The sequence below is a fragment of the Campylobacter sp. JMF_08 NE1 genome (assembly GCF_027737875.1).
Taxonomy (GTDB): Bacteria; Campylobacterota; Campylobacteria; order Campylobacterales; family Campylobacteraceae; genus Campylobacter_B.
In genome coordinates this window covers 193,630-210,465 of the sequence record NZ_JAOVUC010000002.1, presented here as the reverse complement: position 1 = coordinate 210,465, position 16,836 = coordinate 193,630, and the positions used below count along the sequence as shown (strand labels likewise).

14 protein-coding genes and 1 tRNA gene are annotated in these 16,836 nt (G+C 41.4%); 6 read left to right on the top strand and 9 right to left on the bottom strand.

From position 1 onward, the window contains the following. Positions 1-15 precede the first annotated feature (15 nt). From OFN91_RS02990 to OFN91_RS02965, 6 genes are all read left to right on the top strand, one after another. Positions 16-681, top strand: coding sequence for a type II secretion system protein (locus OFN91_RS02990; RefSeq protein WP_270873220.1), 666 nt, complete (start codon positions 16-18; stop codon positions 679-681). Positions 682-705: 24 nt separating this feature from the next. Continuing rightward, on the top strand, positions 706-2,601 hold the full coding sequence (gene metG, locus OFN91_RS02985; RefSeq protein ID WP_270873219.1) for a methionine--tRNA ligase: 1,896 nt from the start codon (positions 706-708) through the stop codon (positions 2,599-2,601). 81 nt (positions 2,602-2,682) lie between these two features. Then, on the top strand, positions 2,683-3,672 hold the full coding sequence (locus OFN91_RS02980; protein ID WP_270873218.1) for a hypothetical protein: 990 nt from the start codon (positions 2,683-2,685) through the stop codon (positions 3,670-3,672). Positions 3,673-3,687: 15 nt separating this feature from the next. Further along, complete coding sequence (locus OFN91_RS02975; RefSeq protein ID WP_270873217.1) at positions 3,688-5,532, top strand: menaquinone biosynthesis decarboxylase; 1,845 nt, start codon at positions 3,688-3,690, stop codon at positions 5,530-5,532. Positions 5,533-5,546: 14 nt separating this feature from the next. Then, complete coding sequence (locus OFN91_RS02970; RefSeq protein ID WP_270859153.1) at positions 5,547-6,221, top strand: methionine ABC transporter permease; 675 nt, start codon at positions 5,547-5,549, stop codon at positions 6,219-6,221. 377 nt (positions 6,222-6,598) lie between these two features. After that, positions 6,599-6,673 (top strand) — tRNA-Glu (locus tag OFN91_RS02965). 151 nt (positions 6,674-6,824) lie between these two features. Here the strand turns inward: OFN91_RS02965 and OFN91_RS02960 are convergent. The 9 genes from OFN91_RS02960 to OFN91_RS02920 form a co-directional block, all read right to left on the bottom strand. After that, the gene (locus tag OFN91_RS02960; protein ID WP_270873216.1) at positions 6,825-7,163 is read right to left on the bottom strand and encodes a chaperone NapD; all 339 of its coding nucleotides are present in this window, start codon (positions 7,161-7,163) and stop codon (positions 6,825-6,827) included. Next, entirely contained in the window at positions 7,160-8,062 is a 903-nt protein-coding gene (locus OFN91_RS02955) for a WD40 repeat domain-containing protein (RefSeq protein ID WP_270873215.1), read from the bottom strand. The genes OFN91_RS02960 and OFN91_RS02955 overlap by 4 nt, the downstream gene beginning before the upstream one ends. 55 nt (positions 8,063-8,117) lie before the next feature. Continuing rightward, complete coding sequence (locus OFN91_RS02950) at positions 8,118-8,837, bottom strand: nitrate reductase cytochrome c-type subunit (RefSeq protein ID WP_270873214.1); 720 nt, start codon at positions 8,835-8,837, stop codon at positions 8,118-8,120. Further along, positions 8,834-9,613 (bottom strand): quinol dehydrogenase ferredoxin subunit NapH, encoded by a 780-nt coding sequence (gene napH / locus OFN91_RS02945; RefSeq protein ID WP_270873213.1) that lies wholly within the window; start codon positions 9,611-9,613, stop codon positions 8,834-8,836. Before napH ends, OFN91_RS02950 begins: the two co-directional genes overlap by 4 nt. Next, on the bottom strand, positions 9,610-10,350 hold the full coding sequence (gene napG / locus OFN91_RS02940) for a ferredoxin-type protein NapG (RefSeq protein WP_270866451.1): 741 nt from the start codon (positions 10,348-10,350) through the stop codon (positions 9,610-9,612). The genes napH and napG overlap by 4 nt, the downstream gene beginning before the upstream one ends. A gap of 2 nt (positions 10,351-10,352) precedes the next feature. Then, positions 10,353-13,130 carry a nitrate reductase catalytic subunit NapA gene (gene napA, locus OFN91_RS02935; protein ID WP_270873212.1) on the bottom strand — a complete coding sequence of 926 codons (2,778 nt, stop codon included), beginning with the start codon at positions 13,128-13,130 and terminating at the stop codon, positions 10,353-10,355. Between the two features lie 293 nt (positions 13,131-13,423). Beyond that, positions 13,424-15,295: a molecular chaperone DnaK gene (gene dnaK, locus OFN91_RS02930; protein WP_270873211.1), complete on the bottom strand. Its 1,872-nt coding sequence runs from the start codon at positions 15,293-15,295 to the stop codon at positions 13,424-13,426. A 55-nt stretch (positions 15,296-15,350) separates the two neighbouring features. Continuing rightward, complete coding sequence (locus OFN91_RS02925; protein WP_270873210.1) at positions 15,351-15,971, bottom strand: nucleotide exchange factor GrpE; 621 nt, start codon at positions 15,969-15,971, stop codon at positions 15,351-15,353. After that, positions 15,968-16,756, bottom strand: coding sequence for an HrcA family transcriptional regulator (locus OFN91_RS02920; protein ID WP_270869799.1), 789 nt, complete (start codon positions 16,754-16,756; stop codon positions 15,968-15,970). The genes OFN91_RS02925 and OFN91_RS02920 overlap by 4 nt, the downstream gene beginning before the upstream one ends. Positions 16,757-16,836: the final 80 nt, after the last annotated feature.

Sequence of the window (16,836 nt, the reverse complement as noted above, 5' to 3'; positions counted from 1 at the left end):
TGAAAGGTAAAAATTATGAGAAAAGGTTTCACATTAATTGAACTTATTTTTATTGTAGTTATAGTTGGGATACTTGCAGCGGTTGCAGTTCCCCAAACAGAGCGAAATGCCCTAGTCGAAGCGAGTGATCAGCTCGTATCACACATACGCTATACACAACAATTAGCGATGTATGATAATAAATTTGACGCAAATGACGCTGATTGGTATAAAAAAGCATGGAGAATTCAATTCCACAATGCGGCTACGGCTGGTCATGCTACTGGGTGGAGATATACTATATATGAGGATACTAGTCTAAGTGGTAATCCAAATGGCATAAACCAAATTGCTAGAGATCCACAAAATCCAGCTAGACTTTTAACCTCTGGTTTTGCTAATCAAGCTTTTAACAACAGAGGCGATTTGATGAATAATAAGCTAAATTTACAAGGCAAATATGGCATTACAAATATTGCTTTTACTGGTTGTGGTGAAGCTAATAATCATACTATTTCGTTTGATCATATTGGACGCCCAATGGGAAACTTAAAGAGTTCTAAGACGCCTTATGATAAAGTATTTGTTACTGATTGCAGGATTACACTTACAAATGACGCTGGCGATAGCTCTGTTATAACTATACGCCCAGAAACTGGCTATGTTTCATATCAGCTAAGTGGCGCAGATATCAGCCAATAATATAAACCAAACCCAAGGAAAAAGATGAAAAAATACATACTAACGCCTATTTATTATGTCAATGATGTCCCGCATATCGGGCATGCTTATACTACGATTATCTGCGATACTATGGCTAGATTTTATCGTTTGCAAGGGCATGAGGTTATCTTTAAAACCGGCACCGACGAACATGGTCAAAAAATCGAAGAAGCCGCTGCTAAACGGGGCAAAACACCGCAACAATACGCAGATGAAATCAGTGCGAAATTCAGAGAATTATGGGATAAATTTGAAATTTCTTACGATATGTATTCAAGAACGACAGATAAAAACCACGAAATAGGCGTGCAAAATGTATTTCGCAAAATGTATGAAAATGGCGATATTTACAAGGGCGAATACGAGGGGAATTACTGCGTTAGTTGCGAGAGTTTTTTCCCGTCAAATCAGCTAATAGACGGCGAATACTGCCCTGATTGTGGCAAAAAAACTAGAATTTTAAAAGAGGAAAGCTATTTTTTCAAACTCAGTGCTTATGGCGATAGGCTCTTAAAATGGTATGAGAGCGATAAGTGTATTTTGCCTTTGGGTAAGAAAAATGAGGTTATAAGCTTTGTAAAAAGTGGCTTAAAAGACCTTTCTATCACACGCACAGGCTTTGATTGGGGGATTAAAATTCCAAGCGAACTAAAAGATGATAAACATGTGATTTATGTCTGGTTAGACGCGTTGATGGATTATCTCACTTCCATAGGTTATGGTGTAGATGACGCTAAAATGGACTTTTGGGGCGACACGCTTCATATAGTCGGCAAGGATATTTTGAGATTTCACGCTGTGTATTGGCCGGCGTTTTTGATGAGCTTAAATTTGCCTATGCCACGCACTATCGCAGCGCACGGCTGGTGGACTAGGGACGGACGCAAAATGAGCAAAAGTCTAGGCAATGTCGTAAATCCTGCCGAAGTGGCTGAGGCTTATGGTTTGGAGCAGTTTAGATACTTTTTGCTCCGTGAGGTGCCGTTTGGTCAAGACGGCGATTTTTCGCAAAAAGCTATCATTAGTCGCATAAATTCAGAACTTGCAAACGAACTTGGAAATTTATTAAACCGCATTATTGGTATGAGCGCGAAGTATTCGGCAAATATCATAAACTCCAAAGATGTCTTAAAATACTACACAGACGAGATAAACGAGGCAAATACTTTGATAAGCTCGGCGATTGCTCAACTTGAAGAAGTCGCGACAAATCGCTATTTAGAGGAGCTTTGGAAGGCTCTTGCGCTGGCAAATGGCGCGATTGCAAAATACGAGCCGTGGAATTTGATAAAAAATGGCGAGAGCGAAAAGGCAAATGCGCTTGTGGCACTTGTAGCCAATATTTTGGCAAAAGTTGCTGTGCTTTTAAGCCCTGCAATGCCAAAAACTGCGGATAAAATCGCCTCTGCGCTTGGATTTAAAATTTCAACTGAAATTTACGAAAAACTCTGTCTTCGCGGCGAGTTATTGGATTATAGCGCGAGTGCGTGTGAGCCGCTGTTTGCGAAGGTAGAAAGCGAGCTTATGAGCAGACCAGAGGCAAGTGTCGAGCCTAAAAAAGATGAAAACGCTGAGGCGCAGATTAAAATCGATGATTTTGCAAAATGCGTGATTAAAGTAGGCAAGGTCTTGGAGTGCGAAAATATCGAGGGTAGCGATAAATTGCTAAGATTTATGGTTGATTTAGGCGAGGAGGCTCCGCGCCAAATCATCAGCGGTATCGCTAAATTTTATAGTCCAAAAGAACTAATCGGCAAACAAGTCTGCGTCCTAGCAAACCTAAAACCAGCCAAAATTTTCGGACACATTAGCCAAGGTATGATTTTAAGCGCGGAAGACGGCAAACTTACGCTTCTTGGCACACATGGCGAAGTAAAAAACGGCGCGCGAGTAGGGTAGGTTTGTGCTGTTTATCTCCCAAATTTCGGCACAAATTTTGCTAAAATTTAGCGCGAATTTACGCATTTTGGCGATTAAACAATGACAAATTTAGCCAATCTAGTCCGCATTGTAAATGGAAAAATGCTAAACCGCCCGAGTGTTTCGGCGGTGGAGAGTTTTTCTATTTGTGCGCATAAAATTCACAAAAAAGCAGCCTTCATAGCGGTAAATGCGAGCGCAAAAGATGTCGAGATGGCTATTGCAAACGGCGCTTATGCCGTGATTTTTGATAGTGATTTTAAGGTTAGCAACGACGAGGTCGCCTTTATCAAGGTCGAAAATTTAAATGTCGCCTTGCTTAGAATGATTAAATTTTTAGGCGATATTTGGCGTCATCAATTCGTGCTAATTGATGAAATCCAAGCCTCGATTTTGCGCTTTATCAGCGTGCCAAAAAACCTGATTTTTGCTCCAAATACGCTTCACGAGCTTTTTATTCATCTAATCAGCCACGAGCAAAAGCACATTTATTTCACCAAAAATAGGGAATTTTTGCAGCTTTTGGAGATTAGCTATCAAAAAATCGAAAAAGATGAAAATTTAAGCGAAACTTACAGCGGGTCGATATTTTATTCGAGTTTTATTTATGATGAAATTTATTATTCAAATTTAGTTTTTCCACAAATTTTCCTGCCAGATTTATGCGGAATTTTGAAATTTTTGGGGCGCAAAAATATCGAATTTAGACTTCAAAATTTCAGCACTCTAAGCCATTTTGAGCCGATTTTCGTGGATAAATTTTTAAATATTACCCCTTTTGGCGAGAGTTACCGCGCCTTTATCATCGAAAGTGATAAAGAGCTTTTTGTGCGCGCGGCGCAGTATTTGCGGGCTAAATTTAGGGATAAAATTTTAATTTGCGCGAGCTGGGACCATGAGTTTGGCGAAACCGCAATCGATTTTAGATTTTCAAAACTCGAAATGCTAAAAACAATCCCAGAGTTTCACTATGCCCTGATTTACGGCAACCGCGCCGATATAGTGAGTTTTTTGAGCCAAAAACCGCGCGAGAAAAATCTGTTTTTTTAAATTTAGGAGGTGTGAATGAAAAGTGTAGAAAATATAGAAAATCTCATTACAAGCAATCCTTGGATTCACAAACTCCACAAGGCTGGGCTTTTGCGCATTATCGCTGAGCCTTGCGATATAGATTTAGAAATCGCTCATATCAGCTATATCGAGGTGAAAAAGCCAAATTCGCAAGCTCTGCTTTTTTTAAACCCGACAAATTCATCTGGGGCGAAATTTGCGCCTGTGCTGACAAATATTTTTGGAAGTTTCGAGGCGCTAAATTTGATTTTAGGCCGTGAAGTAGAGGAAATCGCAGGCGAAATCGAAGCACTTTTGAAGCCAAAAAAACCAAAGAATTTTAAAGAAAAAATAGATTTTCTCTCGTATTTAGTATCGCTTCGCAAGGTTTTTACAAAAAGAAAAAAAGTGCAGGGCGAGTGTCAGGGGGTGGTGCATACTGGCGCGGATGTCGATTTGGGCGCGCTTCCTATCCTAAAAACTTGGAAAAACGACGGCGGAGCGTTTATCACTATGGGGCAGGTCTATACGAAAGATTTAAACGGTGATACCCAAAATTTGGGCATGTATCGCTTGCAAGTCTATGATAAAAACCGCCTTGGCATGCACTGGCAAATCCACAAAGACGGCGCGCATTTATATCACGAATACGCGCGCGCTGGGCGCAAAATGCCAGTATCAGTGGCGATCGGTGGCGATCCGCTGTATATCTGGTGCGGTCAAGCGCCCCTGCCAAAGGGTGTTTTCGAGCTTTTGCTTTATGGATTTATCCGCAAAGAGCCAGCCTGCCTAGTCAAGTCCATCACAAACGATATTTATGTCCCGCATGACGCGGATTTCGTGATAGAGGGCTTCGTGGAGCCTGGCGAGATGTGCGATGAGGGACCATTTGGTGATCATACGGGCTTTTATACGCCGATTTTGCCGTTTCCGGTGATGAGAGTGGAGGCTATCACGCACAAGACAAATCCGATTTTTGCCGCCACGGTCGTGGGCAAACCGCCACTAGAAGATAAATTTATGGGATACGCCACAGAGCGCATTTTCTTGCCACTTTTTCGCACGAGCGCGCCTGATTTGATTGATTATCGTATGCCTGAAAATGGGGTTTTTCACAACCTGATTTTGGCTAAATTTCACTCTCGCTACCCAGCGCACGCACAGCAGTTAATGCACGCATTTTGGGGCGTGGGGCAGATGAGCTTCGTAAAACACGCGATTTTTGTGGGTGAAGATGCGCCAAATTTGGGCGATTACAGGGCGCTAGCAAAATTTATCCTTGATAGGATTTCGCCTAGATCGCTCACATTTAGCGAGGGTGTGTGCGACCAACTAGATCACGCTAGCCCAAATGCGTGCTTTGGCGGTAAGCTTGGCGTTGATGTTTCGCAAGATAGCGCGAGTCCTGCGCCACAGGTGCTTAGCGATGAGGATTTGTTAGAGAGCTTTCATAATGTCAAAAAAGATGTAGTCTCCCTAGCGCAGCACTTTACCGAGTGCAAAAATCCCTTTGTGCTTGTGAATTTGAAAAAATCTTCGAGTGTGAGGGAGACCTTTGAACTGCTTTGCAAGGAAGCTGGGGCGAATTTTAAAATTTTGATTTTCACAGATGAGAAAAACGACCCAAACAACCTGTATATGAGCCTTTGGCGTGTGGTGAATAATATCGACGCTCTGCGCGATGTTTTTATAAATGGCGAGCATATCGGAATCGACGCTACTAGCAAGGGCGTGCAGGACGGGTATGATAGGCAGTGGCCGGGCGAGACGCTGTGTTCGCGCGAAGTGCTAGAAACTCTGGTAGCTAGGGGGCTTATCGAGCGCGACGAAGAGTTTTGGCATAAATTTGAGATAGTTTAAATTTGGAGATTGGAATGTTTGAGAGCATACAGGGATTTTTTAATTCACAGATTACTTCGCTTTTGTTAGAAGCGACGCGAGATACGCTGTATATGACCTTCGTATCGACATTTTTGGCGTTTTTGCTAGGTAGCGTGCTAGCTATCGTGCTGGTGCTCACGCGCGCTGGCGGGCTATACGAAAACCGCTCGCTATACGCCGTGCTTGATATCGTGGTGAATATCTTGCGAAGTTTTCCGTTTATTATCCTGCTAATCGTGCTGTTTCCATTTACGAAAATGCTCGTAGGCACGAGTATCGGCACCACGGCGGCGATCGTGCCTCTAACAATCGGCTCCGCGCCATTTATCGCGCGTCTAATCGAAAGTGCGCTAGTCGAGGTCGATCCCGGCGTAATCGAGGCTGCGAAGAGCTTCGGGGCGAGTAAGTCGCAGATAATCTTCCGCGTGATGTTCGTCGAGGCACTGCCTGCGATAATAAACGCTATTACGCTTACTTTGATTGTGATTATCGGATTTACGGCTATGGCTGGCACGGTCGGCGGTGGCGGACTGGGCGATGTGGCGATTAGGTATGGATTCCAGCGTTTCCGTCCTGACATCATGGCTTATACGGTCGTGATTTTGATAGTAGTCGTGCAGATTATCCAAAGCGTGGGAAATCTACTATATAAAATCACGAAAAAATAGGGAAAATGCGTTAAATTTGCTTGTAGAATTTGAGTGAATTTGAAATTGTGAATTTGAAATTGTGAATTTGAAATTGTGAATTTGAAATTGTGAATTTGAAATTGTGAATTTGAAATTGCGCTAAATTTGCCCGCAGAATTTGTATTTAAAATTTGCTCGTTGAATTTGAATTTGTGCGCAAATTTAGGTTGATTTGAGAGAAAATTTCGCTGTTTTCAGACACTGTCTTGGCGGGCTGTTCATTTCCGCGCCAAATTTCAAAATTTGATTTTAAATTTAGCTATTTAACTTAAAATTTGAAATTTAGCGCAAATTTGCTTTCAATTTTATCTAAAATTTATAATCCTTTGGGTAAAATCATATTTCTTATTTTTTGTGGCCCATTCGTCTAGCGGTTAGGACACTGGCCTCTCACGCCGGTAACAGGAGTTCGAGTCTCCTATGGGTCACCAAAACATTTCTATACGCAATTTTAATCAGCTAAATTATCGTTTTTTTCTATCTTTAAGGTAAGTTTATCGGTAAGTTTTGAAATTTTTAGTAAGTTTTGGATTTATAAAAAGGCCAAATTCTGCCAAATTCAGCCTTTAAAAAGAGGTAAATTTAGATATTTAAACTACCGCCGTATTTGATTTTTTTGATTTCTGGCTCATCGTCGATTTTTTGCATAATCTCTTCTATATTGTTGCTGTTCGCGGCGTCGATTTGTTCGTCTAGGTCTTGGTATGAGTATATCATAGCTACATCGCTTACACCTTTTAGGGCTTGCATGGCCTTAAATGCGCCCAACTCTTGATCTAGGCTCTCGGTTTGGATAGTCGCTACGATTTTGCCATCTTGTGCAGCTACGACTTCGCAAAACTCTATCTTTGCCACGAGAGCGCTAAGCTCGTCCAAATTTGTCTTATTATCTGTGTAGATTATCACACTTGAAATGTTCATTTATAGCTCCAAAAATGAATTGTTTTGTCGTATCCTGCGCCAACTAAGTAATCGCCATAAAATGTCATGTTGTTTATGATTTCGCCATCATAAGGGATTTTTTTGATGACGCTTCCAGCTTTGTTTATGATATTTATGCCATCAAGTGTCGTAAATGCGCCAAAATCCTCGCTTAATGCCACGCTATACACGATAAAGCCAGTTTCGAAAAGCTTAGACTCTCTTGCGTTTTCGTAGTAGCAGGTTTTGTCGTTTGAGCCAGTTATCACCCTCTCGCCTACAAAGGCTACATTGAAGACATTGTCTTTGTGGATACTTTTTTCGCGTAAGAATTTTTTCTCTTTTGTGTCAAAAAAGTAAATCATACCGCCTTCGTTTGAAAGAAGCAATAAATTTTTCTCGCGGTCAAAGCTCACGCCACCAAAAGGCGAATCTGAAATTTTGTGCTCAAATTTCACCGATTTTGAGGCTATGTCGTAGTATAAAATTTCGCTTCCCACGCCTAGTAAAATCATGGTGTTTTCATCGAGCAAAAATAGTCTTTTGATACCAGTTATCGGCAAATCAAAGGTGTCAAGCGTGCCATTTTCATACACGGCGAGTTTTTTGTGCATATAATCGCCATTTATCAAAAGGGCAAATTTTTCACCTAGTTTATCGACATCGATGACCTTAGAATCGATATCGCCATCGACATAGCTTTTGACTTGCGGAAGAGCTAAAACAAGAGTAGCGTTCTCATCGCTCCCGCTTATACTAAAAAGCTTTCCAGTATCCGTGCCAACATAGATTTTCTCATCCATTTGCTTTAAAATCGCGATGTTGCCATCTACTATGACTTTGTCATTTGCAAAAAGAAAGGTTGCTAAAAAGATAAAAGCAACGAATAATTTTTTCATTTTTTACCTCGTAAATTTTGTGTGAGTTTGGAGGTCCAAACTCACAACAAAATGGTTATTTGATATCAGCACCCTGATTTAAAATGTCAAGCAAATTTGAGCTAGTATTTGAGTCTGCAAAGCGACTAAAATCTGCTTCAAATTTGTTTTGAACTAGCTCGGTTGCGTTTGTTTGAATAACATGGCAAGAAACGCAGTCATATCTAGCCATAGAAAGTGCGCCATCAAGGCTCTTTTGATTCTCATCACGCAAATCTGCTAAGTGGCTTTGTGGGACTGATTTGATCTGCATAGCCTGTGCAGCCTCTGGAAGGTGGCATGTGGTGCACATGTTGTTTTCGGCTGTGATAGGTAGCATATCGTCCAAAGTATGTGGGATTAGCGGAGGAGCGTTCTCAAAGCTTCTCTCGAATACCATATTTTCGCCTGGTGCGCCACCTTTTACCTCATAGGTAGGCAAGGTTAGGTTTTCGTTAGTGTAATCCTCTCTAAATTTAGGACTTTGCGCAAGCTCTAAATTTGGTATATCTTCCTTTTTCTCAGCAACCGGCGCTGGTGCGACTGGTTCTTGTGGTGCAGCAGCTGGCGCTACCTCTGCCTTAGGCGCTTCTGCTTTTACTTCGTTAGTAGCAGCAGGTGCTGAGGCGGCTTGTGTTTGCGCTACTGGTTGGTTTGTATTTGAGCTCGCTTTGCCTTTTTCATCTTGGCAACCGCTCAAACCCAAACAACAAATTGTAGCTGCAACAAGGCTTAAAAAAGCAAATTTCTTTTTCATTTTTTTACTCCTAGTATGCTAAAATTTAACGCATCATCATCGCAAATTTGGACACATCTACCGCAACTTATGCACTCAGAATCGATTTTAAAACTCTCTTTTGAGACCATTTTTAACACCTGAACCTCAGGGCAAACGCTCTTGCATTTGTTGCATTTGGTGCATTTGTTTGCATTATGATAAATGCGAATTAAGCTAAATTTACTTGCTATCGCCCAAAATCCCCCTAGTGGGCATATATGGGAACATATTATTCTATTTCCTGCGAAAATTTCAAATATCACAATGATTGCGGCTATACTAAATGCACTAACGCTAAGGCTAACGACCGCTCTTGTGAAAAATCCGACGAAATTTAGTATCTCAAAGGCTGCTATACTAAACAATCCGCTACAAAGTAGGACTAAAACTAACAAATAGTATCTAGCGTTTTTGCTGACGCTAAACATTTTAGTTTGGATATTTAAAACTTTTCTTATCCAAGCTGCCAAATCTGTTAGGATATTGATAGGACATACCCAACCGCAAAAAGCTCGTGGCGCAATCAAAGCGTAAAACGCAAATATGATTAACGCGCCAACCATGCTAAGCGCACCTAGGCTAAAACTTGCCAAAAATAGTTGAAGCACGGCAAAAGGATCGCTTAAATTTATAACTCCAAAAAGCACTGACGAACTTAAATTTCCTTGCAAAATTTTAAATCCATAGCAGTTTCCGGCTATGAAAAGGCCAAGGATTAGGAATTGAACTAATCTTCTTAAAAGTGTGTATTTCATAGCTCGCCTCCGTTTAAGTAGTCAATACCTTTTTTCAAATTTAAGTTGATTTGGCTATCAGCGTCTTTTAGCTTCGCGTCATCGCCTTCGATCCAACCTTTGACATAGTTGTCATTTACCTTGCCTAAAACTGAATTTCGTGGTAGCACCGTAATGGCTGCTTTTTCGGTTATACAGGCTTTTTCGCATTTTCCACACCCTGTGCAGTAATCGCTATCTACAACAGGTAGTAAAAATGCGTGTTTTTCTGTCCTTGTGTTGCGTTTGTATTCGATAAATAGTGCCTTATCCATGACAGGGCAGGCTCTATAACATGCGTCGCATTGAATTCCAAAGTATGCAACGCAGTTTTTCTGATCTACTACCGCAACGCCCATTTGAGCTTTGTTGATATTTAATTTGTCATTTTCGCTAACTTTTTGTTTATCTAACGCGCTAGTCGGGCACGCTACTGTGCAAGGTATATCCTGGCACATATAGCATGGAGTTAGTCTTGGCTGGAAAAACGGAGTTCCGTTTGGCACTCCGCTATCGCCAAATTCTGCTAGTTTTAGCGTATCAAATGGACATGCTTCGACGCACAGCCCGCAACGAATACATTTGCTCATAAATTCTTTTTCATCAAGGGCACCTGGCGGTCTTAGACGGATTTTATCCTCTGCTCTGGCAAATTCACAAAATCCACTTCCGCCTGCTACAAGCAGTCCTAATAAACCTAAAACTTCGCGTCTTTCCATAATTATGCCTTATAAATTTTTACTGCGCATTTTTTATAGTCTGTCTCTTTTGAAAGAGGGCAGGTCGCGTCTAGACAAACTTTGTTGATAAATACATTTTCATCAAACCAAGGAACATAAACAAGACCCACAGGCGGAACATTTCTACCTCTGAAATCTACTCTTGCTTTTACTTTTCCTCTTCTTGATTCTACCCATACAATATCATTTTGAGCTATGCCCATTTTATCGCCGTCTGCTTTGTTCATAAAGCATAGAGCCTCTGGAACAGCGCGGTAAAGCTCAGGAACACGCATTGTCATAGAGCCTGAGTGCCAGTGTTCTAGGACGCGTCCTGTGCATAGCCAGAACGGATATTCTTCGCTTGGCATTTCGCATGGATCCATGTAAGGGCGGAAGAAAATTTTACCTTTGTTTTTAAATGAAGTTTTCTCATCGCCTGAGGTTGCGCTTTTCATATCGCCTGTCGGCAATGCGCCTTGGTTACCATAAAATGCGAAATCGCCGTCCGGATTAGCTTTTTTAGCGTAAGTGTCGTATTTGGTATTAAATCTCCATTGAGTCTCTTTACCATCGACAACTGGCCATCTAAGACCTCTAACTCTGTGATATGTATCAAAATCAGCTAAATCGTGTCCGTGTCCGTCGCCGAAAATTCTATACTCTTCGAATAGATATTTATGCACGAAGAATCCATAGCCTTTAAATACCTCTCCGTCGCTTCCTACGACATTTCTGCTATCGCCGAAAACTTCGGTGCAGTCAAAGCCTGCGATGATTGGATCGTCTGCTTTGTATTCAAGTGCGCGTTTGTTAGCGAATAATACATCAAATAGAGTATCTTCTGGATCGTAACCCATTTTTTTAGCTTCTTCTAAAACATCTGGCAAGGTTAGCTTATCATCGATTTTTCTCTCGCCCCAGAAATCTTTAATCTTAAAGCGTTTTGAGAATTCTAAAATTTGCCATGTATCGCTCATCGCTTCGCCTACTGGCAATACTTGTTGTCGCCAGTGTTGAGTTCTACGCTCAGCATTACCATAAGCTCCCCATTTCTCATAAATCATAGCAGTTGGTAAAATCAAATCCGCTACTTTTGCAGATACGCCTGGATATGGATCGCTTACTACGATGAAGTTATCCATTTCTCTTGCTGCTTTGATCCAGTGGTTAGCATTTGCGGTGTTGTGCCATGGGTTATTTACATGAACCCAAGCAAATTTAACCGCTCCGTCTTCAATATCTCTCATTAGTTTTACATAAGGGAAGCCTGGGCGTGGGTTGATTGTGCCAGCAGGGATTTGCCATACTTTTTCTGTCATTTCTCTGTGTTTTGGATTTGCTACGACCATGTCAGCTGGCAATCTGTGGCAGAAAGTTCCTACCTCGCGTGCGGTTCCGCAAGCGCTTGGTTGTCCTGTTAGTGAGAACGCGCCTTCGCCTGGTTTTGCTTGTTTGCCTAGCAAGAAATGCACCATATAGCTTTGCTCATTTACCCAAGTTCCTCTTTGGTGTTGATTCATACCCATTGTCCAGAAGCTTACTACTTTTCTGCCTTTTTCGACATATAAATCAACTAATCCTTGAAGTTTTTTCTTGAAAGTTTCTAAATCTTCGTTGTCATCGCCTTTGGCAAGTTGGGCAACGAAATCTAGTGTATAAGGCTCTAAGGCTTTTTTGAAATCTTCAAAACCGATTAGCCAGTGAGCATCAGCTTTGCCATTGCTTTTATTTTCTAGCGTGTCGCCAGCTTTCATACCAAGGTATGATAGTGTTACGCCTTCGTTTTCGCTAAGAACTTTTGATAGCTCTTTTTCTACTGTATCGACCTCTTTTGGATCAAATTTAGGGTGTTTTGGATTTGGTCTCATACCATAACCGATATCAACTGGACCTGTTGCAAACACGCAGTGCTCTTTGACAAATTTCTCATCAAACGCTTCTGGGTGGTTATATACAATCTCGTGAGCGATTAAATTCCAAATCGCAAGGTCAGTATGAGGTTTGAAAATAATCTCAATATCAGCTATGCTTGAAGTTCTGCTTGAAAAAGTTGATAAATTTACAACTTTGTATTTATCAGGATTTTTAAGTTTAGCGTCATTTACGCGAGACCAAAGCACTGGGTGCATTTCGGCCATATTCGCGCCCCAGCAAACAACTGTATCAGTTAGCTCGATATCATCGAAACAACCAGATGGCTCATCGATACCAAATGTTTGCATAAACGCAACGACCGCACTTGCCATACAGTGGCGAGCATTCGGGTCGATATTGTGAGATCTAAAACCTGCTTTGATAAGTTTGACAGCAGCGACACCTTCCATGATAGTGTATTGACCGCTACCAAATACAGCTAGTCCGCTTGGACCTTTTTCCTCGTAAGCTTTTCTGAATTGCGCTTCCATGACATCAAAAGCTTTTTTCCAGCTAACTTCGCCGAATTTACCTTTTTTGTCAAATTCGCCTTTTTCGTTCATACGCAAAAGAGGTTTTGTGATACGGTCCTCGCCATACATAATCTTAGCATTAAAATAACCTTTAATGCAGTTAAGACCACGATTTACAGGGCATAGTGGATCGCCTTTTACAGCTACGATTTTTCCGCCTTTTGTGGCAACCATAATACCACAACCGGTTCCGCAAAAACGACAAGCCGCTTTGTCCCAGCGCCAGTCTTTTTCGCCATCCGCTGCACTAGCTAGGCTTGGGGCAGAAATTCCAGCGGCACTACACGCAGCAGCAGCTGCTGAACTTTTGATAAATTCTCGTCTGTCCATAGAATTATCCTTTCTTTCAAAGAAATTTGTGAAACACAAGGCAAATTATAACAAATTATTAATCAAATTTATTGATTTAAATCAATAAAATTTGCAATAAATCCCTAAATTTCTAATATGTATAAAATTATAATTTTTAAATTTAAATAAATTTAGCACGATTTTGTGCTAATAATCGAATTCCTGCAAATTTTGTATTGATATAGAATATTAATGTATATGGATAAAATTAAAATTTGATATTTTGGAAATTTGGGCGGAAATTTGAGCTAGCAAGCTAGCTCAAATTTTATTTATTCGACTTCTGCGTCGATGACATCATCGTCTTTTTTGGCGTTGTTTGAATTTGCGCCTTGGTTTTGGTTGGCGCTGGCTGCCTTGTAAAGATCCTCAGCCGCCTTGCTTAGGGCATTTACCTTAGCGTCAATTTGATCTTTTGTCGCGTTTTCGTTTTTGAGAACTTCTTTTAGATCATTTAGTGCGCTTTCGATATTTGCTCTTAGCTCGCCTGGGACTTTTTCGCCCATTTCAGCAAGTGATTTTTCTGTTTGGTGAGCGATAGCGTCAGCGTGATTTCTAGCATCGACGCTTTCTTTGCGCTTTTTATCCTCTTCTTTGTGAAGTTCGGCGTCTTTTACCATTTTATCGATTTCCTCGTCGCTTAGACCGCTTGAACCAGTAATGCGAATATCAGTTGCCTTGCCTGTGGCTTTGTCTTTTGCGGTAACTGTTAAAATTCCGTTTGCGTCGATGTTAAACTCAACCTCGATTTGAGGCACACCGCGAGGGGCTGGCATAATGCCTTCTAGGTTGAAATTTCCTAGTGATTTGTTATCTCTGGCAAACTCTCTCTCGCCTTGCAAGACATTGATCGTAACGGCTGATTGGTTATCCTCGGCAGTCGAGAAGACTTGCGATTTTTTGGTTGGGATTGTAGTGCCTTTGTCGATGATTTTTGTCATAACATTACCAAGTGTTTCGATACCAAGGCTAAGTGGCGTAACATCGAGTAAAAGCACATCTTTTACATCGCCTTTGATAACAGCACCTTGCACGCTTGCGCCGATTGCGACGACTTCGTCTGGATTGACGCTTTTATTTAGCTCTTTGCCAAATGCTTTTTTGACCTCTTCTTGCACAAGTGGCACGCGAGTCGAGCCGCCGACCATAACGACCTCTTTGACATCGCTCATACCAAGACCTGCTTCGCTAACGACGCGTTTTAGAGTGTCGATTGTCTCATCTACCAAACTATCAATCATGCTTTCAAATTTAGCCCTAGTTATGGTTTTCATAAGGTGTTTTGGGCCTGTGGCATCTGCTGTGATGAAAGGTAAATTTACCGTTGTCTCCATTGCGCTTGAAAGCTCTTTTTTAGCGTTTTCTGCGGCCTCTTTTAGGCGTTGCATTGCCATGACATCGCCTTTAAGGTCGATTCCGTTTTCTGCTTGGAATTCGCTTGCTAAAAAGTCGATTACTTTGTTATCGAAATCATCGCCACCAAGGAAGGCATTTCCGCCAGTAGATAGCACTTCGACCACGCTATCGCCGGTTTCTAGCACAGTAACATCAAATGTTCCGCCACCCAAATCATAAACTACGATTTTTTCGGCTTCTTTTTTGTCTAATCCATACGCCAAAGCTGCCGCGGTTGGCTCATTTACGATACGAAGGACATTTAGCCCTGCGATTGTGCCGGCTTCTTTTGTCGCTTTTCTTTGGCTATCGTTGAAATACGCAGGCACAGTGATGACCGCATCGACCACAGGCTCGCCCAAGAAAGCCTCTGCATCCTCTTTTAGCTTGATTAAAACTTTTGCTGAAATTTCTTGTGGGGTATAAACTTTGCCTGCGATTTCGACTGCGCACGCGCCGTTGCGATTTACGATTTTATACGGAAGGCGTTTTTTGGCCTCTTGCGCGTTTTTCTCGTTCATCATCAAACCCATAATTCTTTTGATTGAATAAATCGTTTTTTCAGGGTTTGTTACGGCTTGGCGTTTGGCGCTGTCGCCGACTAAAACCTCGCCTTTGTCGGTAAATGCGACAACTGATGGAGTTGTGTTTTTGCCCTCTTTGTTAGGAATAATCTTGCTTTCGCCACGCTCAAAAATGCTAACGCAAGAGTTGGTTGTGCCTAAATCAATTCCAATGACTTTTCCCATGTTTTATCCTTTTTTATTAAATTTTGTTTTCTTTAAATTTTGTAAATTTGCGAATTTACTTCGCTAAAATAACCATTACAGGGCGTAAAATTCGCTCTTTGTAAAGGTAACCTTTTTGCAAAACTTGAACGATTTCGTTCGTTTTTGCGCCATCTTTTTCTACGAGTTGGATTGGGTAAAATTTACCGCTTTCGCTCTCGTAGCCACTTTCGGTCGAAATCGGCGTAATGCCGTATTTTTCAAATGTGCTTAAAAACAAATTTATACATTGCTTCACGCCTTCTTCGATTTTATCGGCTAGTTCGTTGCCTTCGATATCGATTTTCGCGGCCTCTTCAAGCGCGTCGATTATCGGCAAGAGATCTTTTGCGAATTTTTCCGCCGCATACTCCACGGCTGTGGTTTTTTCGCGCTCCAAACGCTTTTTGATATTGTCGAAATCAGCACTAGCGCGGTAAAATTTATCAGTAATCTCGCTAAGTTCGTTTTGTAGCTTAGTGATTTCATCATCTTGCGCGCTTTCGCACTCACACTCGCTTTGTAACTCTTCGCTAAATTCATCGCCGTCGTCCGCTAGCGGGCTTTGGCAGCCGCAACCAGCGCCGCAGTTTTTGTGCTCTTTTTCCTCAAATTCACCTGCTGAATTTTGCGTTTTTTCGTCAAATTCTTGGCTCATGCTACTCCTTTACTAAATTTAAAAAATTTTTCATAATCCTCATAAACACTTCCAGCGCAAATCATCGTAGCGTCCTTGTTTTCGAATTTTACTGGGCATTTTATCCCCATAAAACCAGGCTCGAAATAGGGCGCAAAGATTAAATTTTTGTCAAAATTCACGGCGATTGAGGGGTTTAGCAAAATTTTAAATCTCTCATCTTTAAAAATTTTATACGCCATGACTTCGTTTGCGATAAACTCGATTTTTGAGTTTTTCAGCTCGCGGATTTTGGTGTTTAGCTCCCTAAGACCGATTTGCATAGAGGCGACTTCCAAATCTTTGAGCGAAATTCCGATTAAATTCGACAAAAGCTCGAAAATTCTGCTATCAAATTTCAAAATAATCTCATCTTTGTCGAAAACCAAAATCATAAAACGCTCATCGTGCTTTATGACCTCGGTCAAACACTCGCTTTCTGCGCTAAAAATCATACAATAAATATCAAAATCCTCTAAGATTGCTTCTAACTCATCGCCGTCTCTTAGCGATAAAATCTCGCTAAAATCGAGCTTGGCGCGCCAGTAATCTTGCATGGTTGCTACTGTGGGGATACGCCCGCCACTGACATGAAGTTGCGTGATTGCGCCCTCGTCGCTGAGTTTTTTGAAATACACCCTAATCGTCGAGGCTGGTATAGCGACCTCCATGCGCCCGCCTAACTGCGACGAGCCAATCGGAGCGTTGAGGTCTAAATAGGCTTCGATGATAGAATCAAGTATCAAATCACGCTTGTTTGTTTTCATTTATTAGCACTCTTTCGTTTTGATTGCTAATATTATACAACATTGAGTGGCAAAATGTCAAGGTTTTTCAAAAATTTTAG